Raw genomic sequence first — 19,367 nt, forward strand, 5'->3', positions numbered from 1 at the left:
ACCCGGTCAGAATCCCCGGGTGCGTTTGGCGGCTCGGCGCGGCACGCCCAGCGAGGCCGCGAGGGACAGTTCGGCGCCCGGCTGCTTGAGGAAGAGGCGGGCGATCTCGCCTCCGAGGTTCACACCGACGGCCAGCGCCAGGGCGAGCGCGGCGGCCCGGCCGACCGCGACCAGGCCGGTGACGGGCTGGTTCTGGGTGAAGGAGAGCATACCGAGGTAGATCGCGGAGCCGGGCAGCAGCGGGCCGATCGCGGCGGTCACGTACGGCAGCGAGGAGGCGTGCCGGTAACGGGCCATCAGCTGGCCGAACAGGCCGACCATGCCGGCGGCGATCCCGGTGGCCACCACCGCGGAGACGTGGGCGTTGAGGGTGAGCACCCCGTAGGTGGACCAGCCGATGCAGCTGTTGAGGGTGACCAGCGGAAGCTTTCTGCGGTCGGTCTGCAGCAGTATCGCGAAGGCGAAGGTCACCAGCATCGCGGCCACCAGCTGCACCGGCGGGTGGCTGTAGCCGGTCAGGCTCTCGCTCGGGTTGAGTTTGGCGCCGAAGGTCAGCCCGAGGTAGAGGATCAGCATGACGCCGATGATGATGCCCGCGACCAGGTAGAGGACTTCCAGCAGCCGGGCGGCCGCAGTGATGTAGAAGCCGGTGAGGCCGTCCTGCACGGCGGCCATCAGGGCGCGCCCGGGCAGCAGGGCGAAGAGTCCACCGGTGATCACCACGGATCCGCGCAGGCCGAGGTGGTTGAACGAGAGGACGATGCCCGAGGCCGCGGCGGGCATCGCGGCGACCACGAACTGGTAGAACTCCGGCAGACCGCGGCGGGCGATCAGCGCGGCGAACCGGTCGCCCAGGATGGCGGCGACGAAGGCGCTGGCGAAGACCAACCATGCCTTGGCGTCCAGCCGCCCGCCCACCAGGAACGACGCCGACCCGGCCAGCAGGCCGGTGGCCAGCGCCAGCAGCCAGACCGGGTACGGGTGCCGGTTGCGGCGGATCTCGGCGAGGCGGCGGTAGGCGTCGTTGACCGAGATCTTCTCGGCGGTGATGTCCCCGACCAGCCTGTAGACGGCGGCGAGCCGGGTGTAGTCGGTGGTCCGGCGGCGCACCACCCGGTCGGCCGTGACCGGCGGCTCGACCAGGGAGGGCAGGTGCGAGATACCGATCAGGGTGAAGGTGACCTGCGGCTCGCAGTGGTCCAGGCCGTAGGCGTGGGTGATGCCCAGCATCGCGGCCTCGACGTCCTCGGCCGCCTCGCCGCTGGCGAGCAGCAGCTCGGCGATCCGCAGCGTCAGGTCGAGGACGCGGGGGATGTTCTTCTTGCTCGCCGCCTCCGGCTTCTCGCGCTGGGTGCGCTCGAAGGCGGGGCGTTCGGACATCGGCGTGCGCAGCAGGGTGCGCATCCGGTCCGGCCAGGGCGCGGCGCCGGGTGCGCCGGGGCTGAGGGCCGAGACGTCGAGACCGGCGGGCAGGCCGTAGCCGACGGCGCGCCAGACCTCGGGGGTGAGGGTGTCCTCCGGGCCGGTCGCCGGGCGGGCGTCCGACGGCTCGGGCTCGGCCGGGCGCAGCAGGCCCTCGGTCTCGACCGGCGGCGGGGCGAGCGGGATGACGGTGGGCCGCTCGACGGGCGGCGCCGCGGAGCCGAGCAGCCCCTCGGTGGGCGGCGCCTCGCGCGGTGGTACGGGCTTCGGCTCCGGCCTGACCGCCCGCCCGCCCCTGACCTTCTTGCCGCCGCCCGATCGGCCTCGGCCCCGCTTAGGCACTACCACTCCTCGCCGCCCCTGGTGGCATCCGGCCACCGATGTGATCTTTTGTCCCACCTTGCCTGATCGAACGCGCGAACGCACATATACGGAGCGGAAGCCTCTGCGCCGACTACTCGACCAACTCGTCCACCGGCCGGTGCCGGTTCGCGCGATCCGCCCGGCGGGCACGCAGCAGTTCGACCACGACCGGGAGCACCGACGCCAGGACGACCGTGACCAAGATCGCCTCGATGTCGTCCCGGACGAAGCCGATCCGGCCGAGCACATGGCCGAGGACGGTGACGCCGCCGCCCCAGAGCGCCGCGCCGAGCACGTTGCACAGGACGAAGGTCCGGTAGTTCATCCGGCCCACGCCCGCCACGATCAGCGCGAAGGTGCGGACGACCGGGACGAACCTGGCCAGCACGATCGCCTTGGCTCCGTGCCGGTCGAAGAAGGCGCTCGCCCTCTCCACATTCTCCTGCTTGAACCAGCGGGAGTCAGGGCGCTGGAAGAGACCGGGGCCGACTTTCCGCCCGAACAGGTAGCCGGCCTGGTCGCCTGCCACGGCCGCGGCCACGATGAGCGGGCAGACCAGCCGGAGCGGCCAGCCGAGAGTGCCGTCGGCGACCAGCAGGCCGGTGGTGAACAGCAGCGAGTCGCCGGGCAAGAAGAAGCCGATCAGCAGGCCGGACTCGGCGAACACGACCACGAGGATGCCGAGCAGGCCGAAGGCGGAGATCAGGGCGGTGGGATCGAGCCAGGACGGGCCGAGGGCGAGGCTGGTCATGCGCTGAACCCCTGACAGGTGGTACGGCCGGTATTGTCCGAGCAATGAAATGGTAAAGTCTTCACCAAGGTGAGGGCCAACTTCCTTGAGTTGACCGAAGGTTGACCTTCTCGCAGGGGCGGGCCGACCGACCCGAACTGTATGGTCTGCCCATGCCAATGCCTCCGAGGCCGCAGAGGACCCCACCACTCCCGGTCCTCCCCTACCGCAAGCCCACACCCGGGCGGGACTACTGGGTGCTGGACGACGTGCTGCCCGACGTCGACGCCGTCCGGGCCCGCTGCCTGGCCGAGGACGACTGGACCGAGGGCTACCCGTACAAGCCGGAGAGCTGGCCGGGGCTGCGCGCCATGCCCGGACTGACACCCGAGGAACTCGCCCTGGTCGAGCGGCAGGTGATGAAGGCCACCGGCGCGGGCAGGCTCTGGCAGGAGACCGCCCCCGGTGGTGCCACCCTCAACCACAACTGCGTCCAGGTCGTCGGCCGGGACGAGGGCCAGGTCCGGCCGCACACCGACTCCCGGGCACTGTGCCGGTACGCCGCGGTGCTCTACCTCAACCCGGACGTGCCCCGGGACTGCGGCACCAGCTTCTACCGGCAGAGCCTGCCCGGCGGCACCCTCGGCGGCAATCTGGTGACCGCGCCGCACAACAACCTGGTGGACGCGTTGCGCACCCGATTCGTCTCCCCCGACGCCTTCACCGAGGACGTCCGGGTGGCGAACAAGTACAACCGCCTGCTGCTCTACACCTCCAACATGATCCACAGCGCCACCGGGTACTGGGGCAGCACCCTGGAGGACAAGCGGATGACCGCCGTCTTCTTCTGGATGGCGTGAGCCCGGGCTGGACGGCGTGAGCCCGGGCGCGCTCGGGGGCCGGCCGGGGCGCTGCTCAAGGGCACGGGGAGCGCACTGCGAAACCGTACGAGTCTCCCGCACCCCCGAGAAGCCGACCGGGCCGCCCGAGGGCGTGTTCAGAGGCCGTAGCGCTCGGCTATCCGCCGGTGGAGGGCCACGTCCACACCAGCCGCCTCGGCCAGTTCGGGCCAGCTGAGCGGGTGCTCCCAGGCCGTCGTGAGCCGGGTGAGCAGGGCGTCGGCCTCGACCGCCGAGGCGGTCGGCGGCACACCGAGCGCGGCGTAGACACCGGGCAGCTCGCCGTCCTCGTCCGCAGGATCGGTGATCGCGTAGTCGCCGGTGCTGTACACCCAGAGGCCGTAGCCCGCCTCGCCGAGTTCCTCGCGCAGTGCCGTCCAGGCCTCGCGGCCCGGCCAGCCGCCGTCCAGCCAGTAAGTGGTGTACCCGGCCGGGTCGAGCAGGACGAGCAGCTCGAAGGCGGGCCGCCAGTTCTCGTCCGGCTCGCCCTCGGCGGGCGGCTCGTTGAGCAACTGGGGACCGAAGACCACGACGTCCCGGTGGTTGAGCGGCAGTTCCTCGCCGAGCACCGGCAGGATCCGAGCGCTCGCCGGACCGGTGCGGACGGCCGGCAGGTCGGCGGTGGAGCCGTTGGTCCTGGTCGCCCGGATGGTGACCAGCTGCCACTCCTCGTCGACCGGGCCGCCGTCGGTGGCGAACCCGATGCCGAGCAGGGCGCCGGTCGAACGCACCACCGCCCAGTCCCGGTTGGCCGTGGCGGCGGTGATCAGGTGCCAGAGGTCGGGCTGCTGGACCGTCCGGTGCCTGAGCTCCGGCGGGGTGCCCTCGGAGGGCAGTGCGTGCTCCAGCAGCTCCTGGTAGAGCCGCTGGGCGGTGGCGTGGTCGCCGAGCCTGGTCGCGGCGGAGGCGGCGAGCCGGCGCGGGTTGATCCGTGAGGGGTCCACGGCCAGCAGCGCGGCGCAGTGCTCGCCGACCTCGGCCCAGCGGCCCTCGGCGGCGGCCCAGCGGGCCCTGGTCCAGTGCGCGTCGGCCGGCCGGTGCTGGATCAGCCGGTCGGCCAGCCGCTTCACGCCCTCGCCGTCGCCCGCGTCGATCAGCAGCCCGGAGAGCATCAGGACCAGCTGCTCGTGCCCCTCGTCCTGGTCCATCCTGGCCCGGAGCAGCTCGGCCGCGGCAGCGCTGTGGCCCAGACTGCCGAGCGCTCCGGCGAGGTTGAGCACCAGGTCGGTGGTGAGCGCGGGGCCGGCCTCCCCGGTGTCGGCGCCAGGGGCCGGCACGGCGGCGGCGAGCAGGTCGACCGCGTGCTCGGCCGGAACCTCCTGCCCGGCCAGCCAGTCGATCAGCCCGGCGGCGGGCACCGGAAGCGCCGGGACGGGCAGCCCCTCGGCCTCCTCGCGCAGGGCGGCGACCTGCCCGGCCACGCCCTCGGTGCGCCGCAGGCGGGTGAGCTTGCGCTCGCCGGTGGCCGCCAGGGTCAGGGCGACCGTACGGGCGCCGCGGCGCAGCGCCAGCCGGCCGGCGATCAAGAGCAGGTCGAGGCAGGGACGGTGGGAGCCCGCGGTGTCCAGGTAGCCGACCCAGTGGGCGAGCCGGGTGCCGAGCTCGGCGTCGTTCGGGTAGGCGCCGGCGGTGGTGAGCGACTCCACGGCGGTGGCCCAGCGGTAGCGGATGTCCGGGTACCGCTCGGCCTCCGCCATGCCCGGCAGCTGCTCCAGGGCGAGTTCGGTGCGGCCGAGGGCGGCGAGCATCACCGCCCGGCCGACGGCCAGCTTGCGGCGGTCGTCGTCGTCCGGCTTCTGGCGCGCGGAGACGTAACCGAGCTCTGCGGCGTCGTACGCGGCGAGGGCGTCCTGGTAGCGGCCGAGCCGGTGGAGCGCGGAGGCACGGCTGTGGCCGAAGGCGAGCGAGACCTGCTGGTCGGCGGCCTTGATCCGGGCCTGCGCGCGGTCGAGGTGGGCCAGCGCCTCCTCGGCCCGGCCGTCGTCCTCGAGGGTGTCCGCGTACTCGCGGGAGAGGCAGTCGAAACAGGCGCGGGCCGGCTCGACCCGCTCCAGCGTCTCCTCCAGCACGGCGAGCCGCTCGGTGACGTACCCGGGCCCGTCGATGTTGGCGTGGCAGATGGTGAAGTCCTGGACGGCACAGACGGACTGCGGGCAGGTCGCGGTCTCCTCCCGGTGGGCGAACTCCAGCAGCGAGACCGCCTCGGCCATCGCGGCCTCGCCCTGGTGACGCTTGTTCAGCAGGTTCTGCAGCCGCCAGTGGCGCAGGAAGACCTCGACCCAGGGCAGCCCCAGCGCACGGGCGGACGCCATGGCCTCCGGGAACATCGCGTCGAGCTGCTCGTTGCGACCCTCGACGGCGTGCCCGGCGATCTCCGCGAGCGCGTCGGCCAGCCGGTGCTGGCCGGACTCGACCAAGTCGCCGTGAACGTCGTGGACCCAGGCCCAGATGTCGGTGGTCATGCCGTCCCCTCCCCCTGGAGCGCGTCGTGCCGGCCGCTTCCGGACAGTGTGTCCGGCACCACTGACAGTCCCTCCGGTACGGCCGCGGTGAGCGCCGCGACGGCTGTGCCGACACCCGCCAGGGCGGCTGTCAGGTCCCCGCCCGAGGAGCCCGAGGAGCCCGAGGCCGCCGCCATGATGACCTTCAACGAGCGCAGCAGGCCGGCCGCCGTGGTGCTGCCGGTGTGTCCGGTGCGGTAGGCGGTGAGCAGCTGTTCGACGGCGGGCGAGGCGAGGTTGAGGTAGAGCCTGGCCTTGACGGTGCCGTCGGTCTTCGCGGTGAAGGCACGGGCGAGCCGTAGGGCGGCGGTCGGGATACGGGCGTCGGCCTGGTCGTCCTCGATCCTGGCCTTGAGCTCGGCCTCCCGGTCGGGGACCAGGACCAACGGCAGGCCCGGCGGGTCGAAGCGGGCCGGGACCAGCTGTTCGCCCTGGTCGGTGAGGGCGGCGGAGAGCCAGGCGGCCTCCTCGGCGGGCAGCGGCCGCTCGGGGTCGCGGAAGAGCTCGCGGTTGCCGCTCTCGCTGCCGAGTTCGACGATCCGGCAGTCGCGCAGCCGGGCGTAGCGGCGCAGGAAGGGCAGGACGGCGTACCGGTCGCCGCGGGCGATCGGCACCTGCATGGCCCGGTAGAGCATCTCCTCGAAGCCGCCGCCGCCGCTGCCGAGCGCGACGTGCACCGCGCCGCCGCCGGCCGCGCGCAGCGCACCGGCCGTCAGGTCGCCCTGCGAGGTGGGGACCGGGACGTCGTCGGCGAGCAGGGTGAACAGCCGGTCGTCGCAGAGCGCGGCGCCGAGCAGGTCCTGGCCGTGCCGGGCGAGGATGCGGCGCCAGGCGGCCGGGTGCAGCCTGGCGGTCTCGTACAGGCCGTCCACCACGGCGTCGGCGAGGGCCTGCTGGAGTGCGCGGTAGTGCTCGTCGCGCTGGAGGTCCTCGCGGCTGGCGGTGGGGGTGAGGCGGGTGGACTCGATCACGCCGCCGATGAACCCGGCCCAGCTGGGCAGCAGGTCGCGGGCGTCCTCGGAGAGGAGCATGCCGCGCAGGTAGACCGACAGGTCCCGGTTGTCGCTGCTGCCGTAGGTGCCGCCGTCCTGGACCCAGAGCAGGCCGACGGCGTCGGTCGTGCCGTCGACGGGGGTGACCGGGAAGGCGGTGAGCGGCTCGAAGCGGCGGCCGAAGGCGGTGGCGAAGCGCATCCGGGCGGTGTGCGGGTCCCCCGGTACCTCCTGCCGCCAGGGCACGGGCACGTCGTTGACGGGTGTCGGGTCGTCGCCGACGTGGACCGGGATGGGCAGCAGTGCGCAGTACCGGGCGAGCGCCTCGCGCAGTGCGTACTCGTCGGCGAGGTGGGCGTGTTCGGGCTTGAGCAGCAGTTCGACCACGGTGCCGGGTACCGGGCGCGGCGCGACGGCCTCGACGCTGTACTGCTCGCCGCCCCGGCTGCGGTAGCGGTGGCCGGCAGCGGGCTCACGGTGCGAGGTGGTGGTGACGGCGACCTCCTCGGCCACCGAGAAGGCGGAGAGGAAGCCGAGACCGAAGGCGCCGATCAGGCTCTGGTCGCCGGTGACTTCGCGCAGCAGCCGGGTGTAGCCGGTACCGACGGTGGCCAGGTAGGCGTGGATCTCGGGTTCGGTGAGCCCGGCTCCGGTGTCCTCGATGGCGACGGTACGCCGCTCGGCGTCGCCGCGGACCCTGATCACCGGCCGGACGGTGCTGTCGGGGTCCTCCAGCCTGCGGCGGATGTGCGAGTCGTGGGCGTTCTGGACGAGTTCGCGCAGCGCGACCAGGGGAGTGGAGTACAGGTGGGTGGCGAGTACGCCGACCAGGCCGCCGAGATCGACTTCGGTGGTTCGCAGGTCGCGATCGGGCTCGCGACCGGGCTGGAGTCCTTCAGACATGAGGCCCCAGTCTGCCAGTACGACAATCCTTCGACCACTGTTTTCAGTCGCTATTCACGCGACGTGAACCGGTCAACTCGGCGTTGACGCAAGAGTGACCCCGAGCCACTATGGCAAAGCGGGGGAAATTGCCGATATTCGACGCTATTCCGGGCCTCACCAGCCCTCCGTACCAGCCTCGTACCGCTTCGCGCTATTCCATCCGGGTGACACGAACGAGGGAACCTGGCGGCGATCCATTGAAGTCAATCGGCCGTTCGGGGAATGCTTGTCCCGCGACGTCAGGAAGCGGCGCATCCCGGGGCGGCCACCCCGGGATGCGCCACAATTCGCACCAGTTAAGCAGGGAGACCACCGTGTCCCGTATTCGCGCGGCCGCTGCCGTCACCGCTCTCGGCGCGTTCCTCCTCGCCGGAATCGGCAGCGCCCAGGCGAGCAACGGCACCGGCTCCGAGCCCCAGCCCGACAGCGTGGTGAGCGACTCCGGCAGCACCTTCGACGGCGACACGGGCCGGCAGGCCGGCTCGGACGGCGGAGACCGGAACCGGCGGCAGAACCGGAACCACGGCCTCGGTGACGCCCGCACCACCCTTCAGGGCAGCGCCGACCTGGACAGCCGCGTCTACTACCCCTTCGTTCTGTACTGAGCCGCCCAGACCGCCGAGCGGGCGCGCTCAGTCCGCCGCGCGAGTGACCGGGCGGGCCCCTCCCTTCCACAGGGGCCCGCCCTTCACCGTCCGACGGCCGCCCCCTCCCACAGCCGACCGGGGCACACCGTTGCCGCCGTCGGCCGGGTCACACCGTCAGGCCCAGCACCGCCCGGCCCAACTCGACCAGACAGTCCGCCAGATCCGGCCTGGTACAGCCAGGACGGTTCCGCACCCCGTCGTTCACCAGCGCGAACATCGCATGCACCCGGATCCGCGCCTCCGTGTTCTCGAAGGCCGGCCGCACCTGGCGGAGCAGGCCGACCCAGGTGTGCAGGAAGTCCCGCCGGAAGTCCACCGCCGCCCTGCGGTCGGGCTCGGTCAGCCGCTCGGTCTCGACCAGCATCACGCCCAGGTGGTGCCGGTGGCGCAGCGCGAAGTCGACGTACGCGGACAGCCCGGCGGCGAGTGCCCCGCCGGGGGTGCCGCCGCCCGCGATCGCGCTCTCGACCTCGTGCCAGAGCCGCTCGCGGCTGCGCACCAGGGTGGCGGCGAGCAGTTCGGCCTTGGTGTCGAAGTGCTTGTACACACTGGGACCCGAGATTCCGACCGCGGCGCCGAGCTGGTCGGTGCTCACATTGTCGAAACCACGCTCGTGGAACAGCCGTACGGCGGCGGTGAGCAGTTCCTCCCGCCTGGACTCCGGCACCGCAGCGGCGGTCCGGGCCGCCACCACGGGCTCGGGCAGCCCGGACGGGGTGACCGCGAGCACCGCCCCGCCGATCCGCCGCAGCAGCCGCTCGAAGCTGCGGCGGGGTGGTGCGAAGGTGTGGTACGACAGGCTGCCGTACGCGGACAGCGTCGACCAGCAGAGGAACTCGGCGTCCTGGGGCGGGAGTTCGGGCCTGGCGTCGGAGAGCAGCTCGGCCATCGCGCCGACGTCCGCACGCAGCCGCCCCCACAGTTCGGCGCGCTGGACGGACGGCAGCAGCCTGGCGTCCCGCTGCCACAGGGTGCCGAGCGCCCGGTGCTCCACCGCGACGGCGGCGAGCGCGCCGCAGAGCCCGTCCAGGTCCCGGTGGCCGGCGCGGACCGCCGCCCGGACCGCGGCGAGGTCCGACTCGACGGCCCGAAGCAGGAGTTCGGGCTTGTTGCGGTAGTGCCGGTAGAGCGCGGGGGCGGTGATGCCGACCTCGGCGGCGACCTCCGCCATCGAGATCTGGTGGTATCCCCGCCGGTGGAACTGCTCGCTCGCCACCGCGAGGATCTGCGCCCTGCGCCCGGGCGGCCGGCGCACGACCTCCCGCTCCGTCGTCACGTGACTCCCCTCGCGATCGGCCCGGGCGCCGCACCCCGCTGGTCCGTGCTCCCCACAGCGGACCAGTTCGGTGAATCACGGCAACACCACACCTCGATGATTCGCCACAGGTTAGCAAGGATTCACTTCTTCCTCCTCGATCAGCGAGAAAGCAATGCTTCGATGCTGGACAGCCATGGCTACCCGCGATTAACTTGTGGAGCGATCAACGGGCACCACGAAGGGAGCGCCGCCGTGCGCCGCACCGTGTTCACCGAGGACCACGAGGCGTTCCGGGAGACCATCCGGAGCTTCATCGCCAGGGAAGTCGTCCCGGTCTACGAGAGCTGGGAGGCCGAGGGCCACCCGCCGCGCGACTTCTACCGCAAGCTCGGTGAACTGGGCGTCTACGGCATCGAGGTACCCGAGGAGTACGGCGGCGCGGGCGAGACCGGCTTCAAGTACCAGGCGGTGATCAGCGAGGAGTGCGCCCGCGCGGGCGTCACCTTCGGCTCCTCCGGTGTGCACACCGGCCTGGTGCTGCCCTACCTGCTGGAGTACGCCGACGAGGAGCAGAAGCGGCGCTGGCTGCCGGGCTTCGTCTCGGGCGACATCATGACGGCGATCGCGATGACCGAGCCGGGCGCGGGCTCGGACCTGGCCGGGATCAGCACCACGGCGAAGCTCTCCGAGGACGGCACCCACTACGTCCTCAACGGCGCCAAGACCTTCATCACCGGCGGCGTGCTGGCCGACCTGGTGCTGGTGGTCTGCCGCACCTCCCCGTACGACCCGGCCGACCGCCGGGCCGGCCTGTCGATCCTCTGCGTCGACACCACCTCCCCCGGCTACTCGGTCGGCCGCAAGCTCCAGAAGATCGGCCTGCGCGCCTCGGACACCGCCGAACTCTCGTTCACCGACGTCAAGGTGCCGGTGGAGGACCTGCTGGGCGAGGAGGGCAGGGCCTTCGACTACCTCACCCACAACCTGGTGCAGGAGCGGCTGGCGATCGCCGTGGGCGCGTACGCCTCGGCCGCGGCCGCGGTGCGTTTCGCGGTGGGTTACGTCAAGGACCGCAAGGTGTTCGGCCAGGCGGTGGCCGAGTTCCAGAACACCAAGTTCACCCTGGCCGACTGCCAGGCCCAGGTGATGGCCCAGCAGTCGATGGTCGACCGGGCGCTAGAGCTCTACCAGAACGGCGGGCTGACGGTCGCGGACGCGGCGGCGACCAAGCTGTTCTGCACCGAGTCCGCCTCCCAGGTGATCGACAAGTGCCTTCAGCTGCACGGCGGCTACGGCTACATCCTGGAGTACCCGATCGCCCGCCTCTACACCGACAACCGGGTGTTCAGGATCTACGGCGGCACCAGCGAAGTCATGAAGACCATCATCGCCAAGTCCCTGGGCCTGTAGGCCCGGCAGCGCGCGGCGGCCGCCCCCCACCGGATCGCCGCGTCCCCGGCAGCGGGCTTCCCCCATGGGCCCGCTGCCGGACCCTTCGCGACCTTAGACCGACCGGTCTTCCGAGAGCCGACGCACCGAGGACGCCATGACACCCGCGCTCGCCAAGCTCGTCCGCGTCCAGGCCGCGCTCAGCGCACCCGGCGCCCCCTTCGCCACCGCCGACACCCCTGACGGCCCTCACTACCGCCAAGGACCGCGCACCCTACGGGAGTTGCTGGACACCACCCTCGCGCACGGCGACCGCCCCTTCCTACTGGCCGGCTCCCGCGAGCTGACCTACGCGGGGCACCACACGGCCGCCACCGCCCTCGCCCACCGGTACCGCACCAGGTACGGCCTGCGGCCCGGCGACCGGGTGGTGATCGCCATGCGCAACCTCCCCGAGTGGCAGATCGCCTTCTGGGCCACCCAGTTGGCCGGACTGGTCGCCGTACCGCTGAACGCCTGGTGGGAGCGCGAGGAGCTGGGGTACGCGCTGGACGACTGCGAACCGGGGCTGATCGTCGCCGACCGCGAGCGTGCCGAGCGGACCGAGCGGTGGGCCGCCGCCCGTGGAGTACCGCTGCTCACCGTCGGGGCCCCGGGGCTCGGGCACGACCGGCTGGAGGAACTGCCGCTCGACGGCCCGGCCGCGTCCGGGGCCGGCCTCCCACCGGTCGAGATCTCCCCCGAGGACCAGGCCACGCTCATCTACACCTCGGGAACCACCGGTCACCCCAAGGGAGTTGCCGCCACCCACCGGGCCTGGTGCGCGGCGGCGCAGAACCCCCGCTTCTTCGCGCTGAGCGCGATGCTCTGCGCGGACGTGGACCCGGTGGCGGTGCCGCTGCACACCGCGCTGATGACCTACCCGTTCTTCCACGTCGCGGCGTTCACCGCGCTGTTCCCGCTGATGGCGAGCGGCGGCGCCGTGGTCCTGATGCACAAATGGGATGCCGCCGAGGCGCTCCGGCTGATCGCCGGGCACCGGATCACCGCCTACTACGGGGTCCCCGCCACCGCCCTCGGGCTGCTGGACGCGGCCGACGCCGCCGGGGAGGAGCTGCCCACGATGCGGGCGATCAGCACCGGCGGCTCCGCGGCCCCGCCCGGGCTGGCCCGGCGGATCGCCCGCCGCTTCGGCGGGCGGGTGGAGGCCCGCAACGGCTACGGCCTCACCGAGACCTGCGGCGGCGTGATCGCCAACCTAGGCGCCCGCTACGTCGAGCAGCCCGACAGCATCGGCCGCCCCGCTCCCGCCGTCGAGGTGAGGATCGCAGGCCCCACGGGCGCCGCCCTCCCGGACGGCGAGATCGGCGAGCTCTGGCTGCGCGGGCAGCCGGTCTTCAGCGGCTACCGCAACAACCCCGAGGCCACCGCCGCCGCCTTCACCGACGGCTGGTTCCGCACCGGTGACCTGGCCCGCCTCCAGGGCGGCGAGGTCTACATCGTCGACCGCCTGAAGGACATCGTGATCCGCGGCGGCGAGAACGTCTACTGCATCGAGGTCGAGGGGGTGCTCTTCGACCATCCCGAGGTCGCCGACGCCGCCGTGATCGGTGTGCCGCACCCCGTACTCGGCGAGGAGGTGGCCGCCGTGGTGGTGCTCCGGCCGGGCGCGGGCGTCGACGCGGACGGGCTCCGCGACCATGTCGCGGCCCGGCTGGCTTCGTTCAAGGTGCCCACGCACGTGTTCCTGCGCGGCACCGGACTGCCCCGCAACCCCACCGGGAAGATCGTCAAGCGTGCCCTGCGCGCCGAGGTCATCGCGCAGGAAGCCGTTCCGGGCGCGACGTGAGCCGGAGGGCGGCCCACGCGGGGTGCCGGAACGGCTCCGTGCCCGCCAGGGCCGTCCGGCCGGTCAGTCCGCCGCCTGGGCGCGCCAGGCTTCGAGGCCCGCCTGGGAGGCCGCCTTGGCCTGCTGGAAGGCGCGGGCCGCCAGTTCGCTGGGTGGGGTCTCCAGCTGCTGCACCCAGCCCCGTCCGGCCGAGGCCAGCGCCACGCCGACGAGCACCGTGCCGGTCAGCCCGATCAGCGCGCCGATCCCGGTGAGCGCGGCACCGGCGGTGAGCATGCCCCGGTTGACCTGGAATCCACTGATGAACTTCTGATAGTTCGCCATGGCATCCACCATCCAAGAGTGGCGTGCCGCCCGCACCCGGAAGCCGTCCGCCGATGGACCGGACCGGGTACCCGCCTACCGCCCGCGGCTGGTCCGGGCCGGGTGCACGGTTGCCGTCCGCGGAGCGGGCCGCCTAGGGTCGCGGTCGGGGGACCCTCCAGCAGTAGGCCGCGAACCAGGAGGACGCGATGGCCGGCCCAGCCCCCGCCGACACCCCCGTCGATCTGGTGGCACTCGCCGACGAGCACGCCGCGAAGGCCGCCGCCGACCCGCACGGCCGCAGCGCGCACCTCCTGGTCCACGACGGCGTACTGCGCCAGACCGTGATCGCCCTGACGGCCGGGACCTCACTGGACGAGCACAACGCACCGCCCGCCGCCAGCATCCAGGTGCTGCGCGGACGGGTGTCGCTGACCGTCTCGGGCCGGCGGATCGAGCTGCGGGCCGGCCAACTGCGCCCGATCCCGCAGGAGCGGCACGGCCTGCTGGCCCACCAGGACTCGGTGGTGCTGCTCACCGCCGTCACCTACTGACCGCGCGGGCCGCGCGGCGGAACAGCCGTCAGCCATCCGAAGCAACCATCCGGGCCGCGTCGGGCTCAGGACGCCGGTGCGGCCAGGACCGTCCCGCTGACCAGCCGCAACCCGCGCAGGATCTCCCGTCCGTCCGGAGCCTGGTCGGGGGTCGCGAACCACTGGACCGCCAGCCCGATCAGGAGTGACTGGTAGAAGGCACCCCTGGCCAGCTCCTCCGGGCTGTCGGGCACCTCCGCCAGCCCCTGGAAGATCGCCGAGAGTCCGAGCCGCGCCTCGCGCTGGGTGGCCGCGAACGCCTCCCGCAGCTCCGGCGAGTCCGCCACCCGGGTGGCGACCTCCAGTTGCACCGCCCACAGGTCGCGGTGCTCGACGAAGCTCTCCAGCACCCGGTCCCAGACGGCGACGAAGCGTTCCTCGGGGGTGGCGGCGCCGCGCGCCTCGGTCGTCAGCCTGCCGACCGCCTCACCCCACTCACCCATCGCCTCGATGATCGCCTGGACGAGCAGGGCGTCCTTCGAGCCGTAGTGGTAGCCGATGGCGGCCAGGCTGACCCCGGCGGCCGTGGCGATGTCCCGGGCGGTGGTGCGCCCGTAGCCCTTCTCGTACAGGCAGCGCTTGGCCCCCGCCAGCAGATCCTCGCGATTTCCCATGGCCCGATGCTATTCCAGCGCTGGACGACCGTCTTGGACAGTAGAGCAAGACGCCCGAGTCACACGACCGTGCGGCGCAGCCGTCCCGGACGGCCCCACTCCACGCCACCGCCGCCGCGCCCCGGCCGCCCCGTCCCCGCCGTCAACACGGCTCTCCACCCGCCCCCGACCTGATGAGATCTCAGACCGCACGCTCGCCACCCCGGTGCGGCCGGCGGACCAGAGCGGGCCGCACAGCCGGTCGGGCGGGGTGCGGCGGCCGGTGCGCGATACCGGCAACAGGCGGCCCATCCGTACGTGGTCGAGACCACATACCCTGCCCCACCTGCAGAACACCCGCTCTTTGACCACCGTTTCCCGGCCGGTGTATACGTTCTGCGCTCGCGCCAGGCATACTGGCCAAGTCGGGCAAGCCCGCCCGGCCCTGATAACGGCGAGATATCCGAAGGGACCGGTGGTCAGGGATGCTGCGCAACGGTCTGGAGCCCTGGCACCTCCTCGTGGTGCTGGCTGTCATCGTTCTGCTCTTTGGCTCGAAGAAGCTGCCCGAGATGGCCCGCGGCCTCGGGAAGTCCATGCGGATCCTGAAGGCGGAGACCAAGGCGCTGCGCGAGGACGAGACTCCGACCGACGGGACGGCCCAGAACTCCACGGCCACCAGCACTGCCGCCGAGCAGCCGCGCCCGGCGGTGAGCCCCGCCAACATCGCCAAGTCCGCCGAGACCGACAGGTCGGCCACCACCGCCTGAGCCGGCCACCACGACTTCACCCGGAGCCTCCGGCCCGTCAGCTGACGGGCCGGAGGCTCCGGCGTTTCCGCATCCACCGCGGGCGCCACCGCCGCCGACCGGCCGGCGTGAGCGGGTGGCGGAGCGGCCCGTACGGCGGAGCCGGCGAACCGGAGGCCGACCGGACGCCGCGTCAGTTGTCGCCGTCGTCCGCGTTGCGGTCGCGCGGCTGCTGGCCGTGCAACGTGTTGACCAGTGCGCCGAGGCGGTTCTGCCAGTTCTGGGTGGTAGCGCCGTCGACCCCGTGCTTCTTGGCCAGGTCCTTGACGGTCTTCTGGACACCCCGCAGCACCGCCTCGGCATCCTGCGGCCGGTGGTCGGCGATCGCCTGTGCCGCGGTGTCCAGCCGGCCCAGCAGCTCGCCCTGCTTGTCCTTCTCCTTGCCGAACGGCTGCGCCGCCACGTCGGCGCGGAGCGCGGCCAGTGCGGCGGCCGGGCCGTTCTTGGGCGGGGCGCTGGTCGCGGTGTCCGGCGTCGGGGTGGTGGCCGCGGCGGCCGGGGAGGACCCCACCGCGGTCGGCGGCTTGCCGCTCGGCGCCGCGGCCGGAGCCGAGCCGCCGGAGGACCCACCGAGTGCGAAGGCCGCGACCGCCGCCACGCCCGCCACCGCGGCGACCCCGATCGCGATCGGTACCAGCGGCCGTCTGCGGCGCTGCAGCACGGGCTCGTCGTGGGCGGGAACGGGCTCCATCAGCGACGTGGCAGCCCCGGACGCCGGAGGTCCGCCCGGCGGGGTGAACGAGGGTTGGGCGAACGGCGGCGGGGCCGCCGCCGGGAGTACGGCGGTGCGCTGCGCGTCGGCGTGCCCCCGGCCCGGCACCTCCGCCGGTACTCCGGCGACCGGGGGCAGCAGCTGGGTGGCGGCGAAGAGTTCGGCGCCCTGCCCGTTGGTTGCCAGCAGCTCCGCCGTACGGTCCGCGGCCGCGGCCACCGGGACGGCGGCCAGCAGCTCCGACCGGGCGGCGGCCGCACCGACCGGACGGTCCGCGGGCTTCTTGGCCAGCAGCCGCAGCACCGCCGCGTCCAGCGCCGGCGGTACGTCCGGGCGGCGCGCGGCGACCGGGGCGGGCTGCTCGCTGACGTGCTTGAAGGCGATGCCGACCGGGGTCTCGGCGTCGAACGGCGGCCGACCGGTGAGCATTTCGACCAGGACGCAGCCGACCGCGTACAGGTCGGAGCGGCCGTCCACCGGGGCGGCGGTGGCCTGCTCGGGCGAGAGGTAGGCGGCGGTGCCGACCACCGAGGCGGTCTGGGTCAGCCGGGAGCTGGAGGAGCCGGCTCGGGCGATGCCGAAGTCCACCACCTTCACCCCGCCGTCCTGGGTGATCATGATGTTTCCGGGCTTGATGTCCCGGTGCACGATCTCGGCCGCGTGGGCGACCTCCAGCGCCTCGCAGACGGCGGCGGCGATACCGACGGACCGCTCCACCGGCAGGCGTCCGAGTTCGGCGATCAGGCGGCTGAGCGGCTGGCCGTGCACCAGCTCCATCACGATGTAGGGGGAGCCCTGGTCCACGCCCGAGTCGAAGACGGTGACGATGCGCGGGTGAACCAGCATCGCGGCGTGCTGGGCCTCGCGGCTGAAGCGATCGGCGAAGCGCGGGTCGTCGGCCAGGCCGCCGTTGAGCACCTTGACCGCGACCGCACGGCCGAGCACCCGGTCGTGGCCGCGCCAGACGGTGGCCATCCCACCGACGCCGATTATCTCCTCCAGTACGTAACGCCCGTTCAGCGCACGTCCGATCACCTGGCACCACTCCCCTCGGGTCCACCGGCCGGAGACTTCGGGCCGCTGGTGCACCTGTGCACGATAACCAACTCGACCGTGTGGTGTTCTCGCAGACCGTGTGTGCCTTCCGGGTAGCCGCACCACACGCCGCGGCTACCGGACACCGAGCACGCGGAGCAGCACCAGCCGGACCCGGAGGGCGAGGATGGTGACGCGCGGGGGGAAGTGGATCACCTCGGCACCTGCAAGCTGCCGTAGCGCTGCATGCGCTGCCAGCGCAGGCGGGACCCGGCCACCGCCGTGAAGACGGACTGGATCACCACCAGGTACATCAGCTGCCGGTAGACGAACTGCTGCAGTGGCAGGCTCCAGAGCGGGCCCAGCCGCTCACGGTCGAGTCGGAAGGCGTAGCCGGCCATCGCCAGCTGGACCACCAGGAAGGCGAGCCAGACGCCGATGACCCGCACCGGGTCCAGGAAGGCCAGGCCGTACAGGGCGAAGACGTCCACCACCGGGGAGAGCAGGGGCAGCAGTACCTGGAACATCAGCAAGTAGCCCAGGCCGCGTCGTCCGAGCTTGCCCGCCTGACCCCCTTGGACGAGCGCACCGCGGTGCTTCCACATCGCCTGCAGGGTGCCGTAGCACCAGCGGTAGCGCTGGCGCCACAGTGCGCCGAGGGAGGCCGGGGCCTCCGTCCAGGCCTTGGCCCGTTCCTCGTACACCACCCGCCAACCGGCCCGGCAGAGCGCCATGGTGAGGTCGGTGTCCTCGGCCAGGGTGCTCATCCCCACACCGCCGACCCGCAGCAGGGCGGAACGGCGGAAGGCTCCGACCGCACCGGGCACGGTCGGCATGCACTCGGCCAGGTCGAAGAGCCTGCGGTCCAGGTTGAAGCCGACCACGTACTCGATGTGCTGCCAGCGACCTAGCAGCCCACCGCGGTTGACCACCTTGGCGTTGCCCGAGACGGCGCCGATCCGCCGGTCGGCGAAGGGCTGCACCAGCATCCGGACGGCGTCCGGTTCGAAGACGGTGTCGCCGTCCACCATCACCAACAGCTCGGACCGGGCGGCGGCGATACCGGTGTTGAGCGCGACGGGCTTGCCCGCGTTCTCCTGCCGGATCACCCGGACGCCGGGGAGGTTCAACGACTCGACCAGATCGGCGGTGCCGTCGGTGGAGCCGTCGTCCACCACGATCACCTCGACCGGGTGGTCGGAGGCCAGCAGCGAACGGACGGCCGGTTCGATGCCGGCCACCTCGTTGTAGGCGGGGACGATGACGCTGACCGGCTCGGTGACGGGCGGCCCCCAGGAGCGGCCCCGCAACCGCTTGTGCCGCCGAGCGGCGACCAGCACGGCCACCGCGCGCAGGACGCTCACCGCACCCGCCGCGTACAACAGCCAGTCGAGGATCCCGAGTGCCCAGTCGCCGGCCGTCATGGCCGCGATCAGCGCCTCTCCCTGCCAGCGGTCGGAGGCGCCGGCCGCCTTCACCGGGTTCGGCAGGCCGACGGCGTCACCGACGGTGGCGAACCGGTAACCCGCCGCCTGGAGCCTGGGCAGCAGTTGGTCGAGCGCGGCCACGGTCTGGCTGCGGTCGCCACCCGCGTCGTGCATCAGCAGGACCTGGCCGTCCGCGCCGTGCGGGGTGGCGTTGGCGAGGATCTTCTCGACGCCCGGGCGCTGCCAGTCCTCGCTGTCGAGGGTGGTCAGCACGGTGAGGTAGCCCTCCCGGCCGGCCTGCTGGACCGCTTGCCAGTCGGTGTCGGTCAGCGCGTCGGCGGAGGAGGAGTACGGCGGGCGGAGCAGCGAGCTGGTCCGCCCGGTGGCACCGGCCAGGGCCAGCTGTGCCTCGCGCAGCTCCAGCGAGCGACGCCAGGGTGCGGCGCTGCCGAGATCGGTGTGGGTGAAGGTGTGGATGCCGATCTGGTTCCCCTCGGCCAGGATCCGGCGGGCCAGCCCGGGGTTGTCGGCGACCTGGGTCCCGACCACGAAGAAGGTGGCGTGCACGTTGTGGCGGCGCAGTACGTCCAGGATCTGCGGGGTCCAGCGCGGGTCGGGGCCGTCGTCGAAGGTGAGCGCGATGGTCCTGGCCGATGGCCTGGCGGTGCTGGGCCCGGCGGCCGAGCCCGGGTCGATCACCGGACCGCCTCCGTGGACCACGGCGGGAACGTCGGCGTCGCTGCCCTGACTCAGCGCCGCGCCGTCGGCGGTCTGCCCGTACATGTGCCGGGTGTAGCCCTGCAGCAAGAGCGCCGCCGAAAGCGTGGTGATCAGCACGGTGAGCAACAGCCAGTGGGTGCGCAGCGGGACGCTGCGCACCGTGCCGCGCCTGCCGCGGCC

15 protein-coding genes are annotated in these 19,367 nt (G+C 72.7%); 6 read left to right on the forward strand and 9 right to left on the reverse strand.

Annotation, left to right across the window (positions count from 1 at the left end; genetic code table 11):
• Positions 1–6 precede the first annotated feature (6 nt).
• Both ABD369_RS05355 and ABD369_RS05360 read right to left on the reverse strand, forming a co-directional pair.
• The gene (locus tag ABD369_RS05355; protein WP_344635020.1) at positions 7–1,764 is read right to left on the reverse strand and encodes a threonine/serine exporter family protein; all 1,758 of its coding nucleotides are present in this window, start codon (positions 1,762–1,764) and stop codon (positions 7–9) included.
• 112 nt (positions 1,765–1,876) lie between these two features.
• Positions 1,877–2,536: a DedA family protein gene (locus tag ABD369_RS05360; RefSeq protein ID WP_344635021.1), complete on the reverse strand. Its 660-nt coding sequence runs from the start codon at positions 2,534–2,536 to the stop codon at positions 1,877–1,879.
• A 158-nt stretch (positions 2,537–2,694) separates the two neighbouring features.
• Between ABD369_RS05360 and ABD369_RS05365 the strand changes: the two genes are divergently transcribed.
• Entirely contained in the window at positions 2,695–3,375 is a 681-nt protein-coding gene (locus tag ABD369_RS05365; RefSeq protein WP_344635106.1) for a DUF6445 family protein, read from the forward strand.
• A 137-nt stretch (positions 3,376–3,512) separates the two neighbouring features.
• Here ABD369_RS05365 and ABD369_RS05370 read toward each other — a convergent pair whose 3' ends face one another.
• Positions 3,513–5,876: a hypothetical protein gene (locus ABD369_RS05370; RefSeq protein ID WP_344635022.1), complete on the reverse strand. Its 2,364-nt coding sequence runs from the start codon at positions 5,874–5,876 to the stop codon at positions 3,513–3,515.
• A complete protein-coding gene (locus ABD369_RS05375; RefSeq protein ID WP_344635023.1) occupies positions 5,873–7,810 on the reverse strand; it encodes an ATP-binding protein in 1,938 nt (645 codons plus the stop codon). The genes ABD369_RS05370 and ABD369_RS05375 overlap by 4 nt, the downstream gene beginning before the upstream one ends.
• A gap of 356 nt (positions 7,811–8,166) precedes the next feature.
• Here ABD369_RS05375 and ABD369_RS05380 point away from each other — a divergent pair, with 356 nt between their 5' ends.
• Positions 8,167–8,457, forward strand: a complete 291-nt coding sequence (locus ABD369_RS05380) for a hypothetical protein (RefSeq protein ID WP_344635024.1) — start codon at positions 8,167–8,169, stop codon at positions 8,455–8,457.
• Between the two features lie 148 nt (positions 8,458–8,605).
• On the opposite strand, the gene ABD369_RS05385 is transcribed toward ABD369_RS05380, so the two are convergent.
• A complete protein-coding gene (locus ABD369_RS05385) occupies positions 8,606–9,775 on the reverse strand; it encodes a TetR/AcrR family transcriptional regulator (protein WP_344635025.1) in 1,170 nt (389 codons plus the stop codon).
• Between the two features lie 234 nt (positions 9,776–10,009).
• Between ABD369_RS05385 and ABD369_RS05390 the strand changes: the two genes are divergently transcribed.
• Both ABD369_RS05390 and ABD369_RS05395 read left to right on the forward strand, forming a co-directional pair.
• On the forward strand, positions 10,010–11,167 hold the full coding sequence (locus ABD369_RS05390; protein ID WP_344635107.1) for an acyl-CoA dehydrogenase family protein: 1,158 nt from the start codon (positions 10,010–10,012) through the stop codon (positions 11,165–11,167).
• A gap of 136 nt (positions 11,168–11,303) precedes the next feature.
• On the forward strand, positions 11,304–12,995 hold the full coding sequence (locus tag ABD369_RS05395; protein WP_344635026.1) for a class I adenylate-forming enzyme family protein: 1,692 nt from the start codon (positions 11,304–11,306) through the stop codon (positions 12,993–12,995).
• A gap of 63 nt (positions 12,996–13,058) precedes the next feature.
• Here ABD369_RS05395 and ABD369_RS05400 read toward each other — a convergent pair whose 3' ends face one another.
• The gene (locus tag ABD369_RS05400; protein WP_344635027.1) at positions 13,059–13,319 is read right to left on the reverse strand and encodes a hypothetical protein; all 261 of its coding nucleotides are present in this window, start codon (positions 13,317–13,319) and stop codon (positions 13,059–13,061) included.
• Positions 13,320–13,507: 188 nt separating this feature from the next.
• Here ABD369_RS05400 and ABD369_RS05405 point away from each other — a divergent pair, with 188 nt between their 5' ends.
• Positions 13,508–13,852: a cupin domain-containing protein gene (locus tag ABD369_RS05405; protein ID WP_344635028.1), complete on the forward strand. Its 345-nt coding sequence runs from the start codon at positions 13,508–13,510 to the stop codon at positions 13,850–13,852.
• Between the two features lie 65 nt (positions 13,853–13,917).
• Here ABD369_RS05405 and ABD369_RS05410 read toward each other — a convergent pair whose 3' ends face one another.
• Positions 13,918–14,505, reverse strand: coding sequence for a TetR/AcrR family transcriptional regulator (locus tag ABD369_RS05410; RefSeq protein WP_344635029.1), 588 nt, complete (start codon positions 14,503–14,505; stop codon positions 13,918–13,920).
• Between the two features lie 464 nt (positions 14,506–14,969).
• Here ABD369_RS05410 and tatA point away from each other — a divergent pair, with 464 nt between their 5' ends.
• A complete protein-coding gene (gene tatA / locus ABD369_RS05415; protein WP_344635030.1) occupies positions 14,970–15,254 on the forward strand; it encodes a Sec-independent protein translocase subunit TatA in 285 nt (94 codons plus the stop codon).
• Between the two features lie 172 nt (positions 15,255–15,426).
• Here tatA and ABD369_RS05420 read toward each other — a convergent pair whose 3' ends face one another.
• Entirely contained in the window at positions 15,427–17,094 is a 1,668-nt protein-coding gene (locus ABD369_RS05420) for a protein kinase domain-containing protein (RefSeq protein WP_344635031.1), read from the reverse strand.
• A 158-nt stretch (positions 17,095–17,252) separates the two neighbouring features.
• On the reverse strand, positions 17,253–19,346 hold the full coding sequence (locus tag ABD369_RS05425) for a bifunctional polysaccharide deacetylase/glycosyltransferase family 2 protein (RefSeq protein ID WP_344635032.1): 2,094 nt from the start codon (positions 19,344–19,346) through the stop codon (positions 17,253–17,255).
• Positions 19,347–19,367 lie beyond the last annotated feature (21 nt).

The sequence above is a fragment of the Kitasatospora cystarginea genome, from assembly GCF_039533515.1.
Classification (GTDB): domain Bacteria; phylum Actinomycetota; class Actinomycetes; order Streptomycetales; family Streptomycetaceae; genus Kitasatospora; species Kitasatospora cystarginea.

Coding starts and splice junctions, on each gene's coding strand:
- ABD369_RS05370 (WP_344635022.1), bottom strand. CDS start 5,876: ATGACCACCGACATCTGGGCCTGGGTCCACGACGTTCACGGCGACTTG.
- ABD369_RS05395 (WP_344635026.1), top strand. CDS start 11,304: ATGACACCCGCGCTCGCCAAGCTCGTCCGCGTCCAGGCCGCGCTCAGC.
- tatA (WP_344635030.1), top strand. CDS start 14,970: ATGCTGCGCAACGGTCTGGAGCCCTGGCACCTCCTCGTGGTGCTGGCT.
- ABD369_RS05405 (WP_344635028.1), top strand. CDS start 13,508: ATGGCCGGCCCAGCCCCCGCCGACACCCCCGTCGATCTGGTGGCACTC.
- ABD369_RS05360 (WP_344635021.1), bottom strand. CDS start 2,536: ATGACCAGCCTCGCCCTCGGCCCGTCCTGGCTCGATCCCACCGCCCTG.
- ABD369_RS05375 (WP_344635023.1), bottom strand. CDS start 7,810: ATGTCTGAAGGACTCCAGCCCGGTCGCGAGCCCGATCGCGACCTGCGA.
- ABD369_RS05365 (WP_344635106.1), top strand. CDS start 2,695: ATGCCTCCGAGGCCGCAGAGGACCCCACCACTCCCGGTCCTCCCCTAC.
- ABD369_RS05400 (WP_344635027.1), bottom strand. CDS start 13,319: ATGGCGAACTATCAGAAGTTCATCAGTGGATTCCAGGTCAACCGGGGC.
- ABD369_RS05410 (WP_344635029.1), bottom strand. CDS start 14,505: ATGGGAAATCGCGAGGATCTGCTGGCGGGGGCCAAGCGCTGCCTGTAC.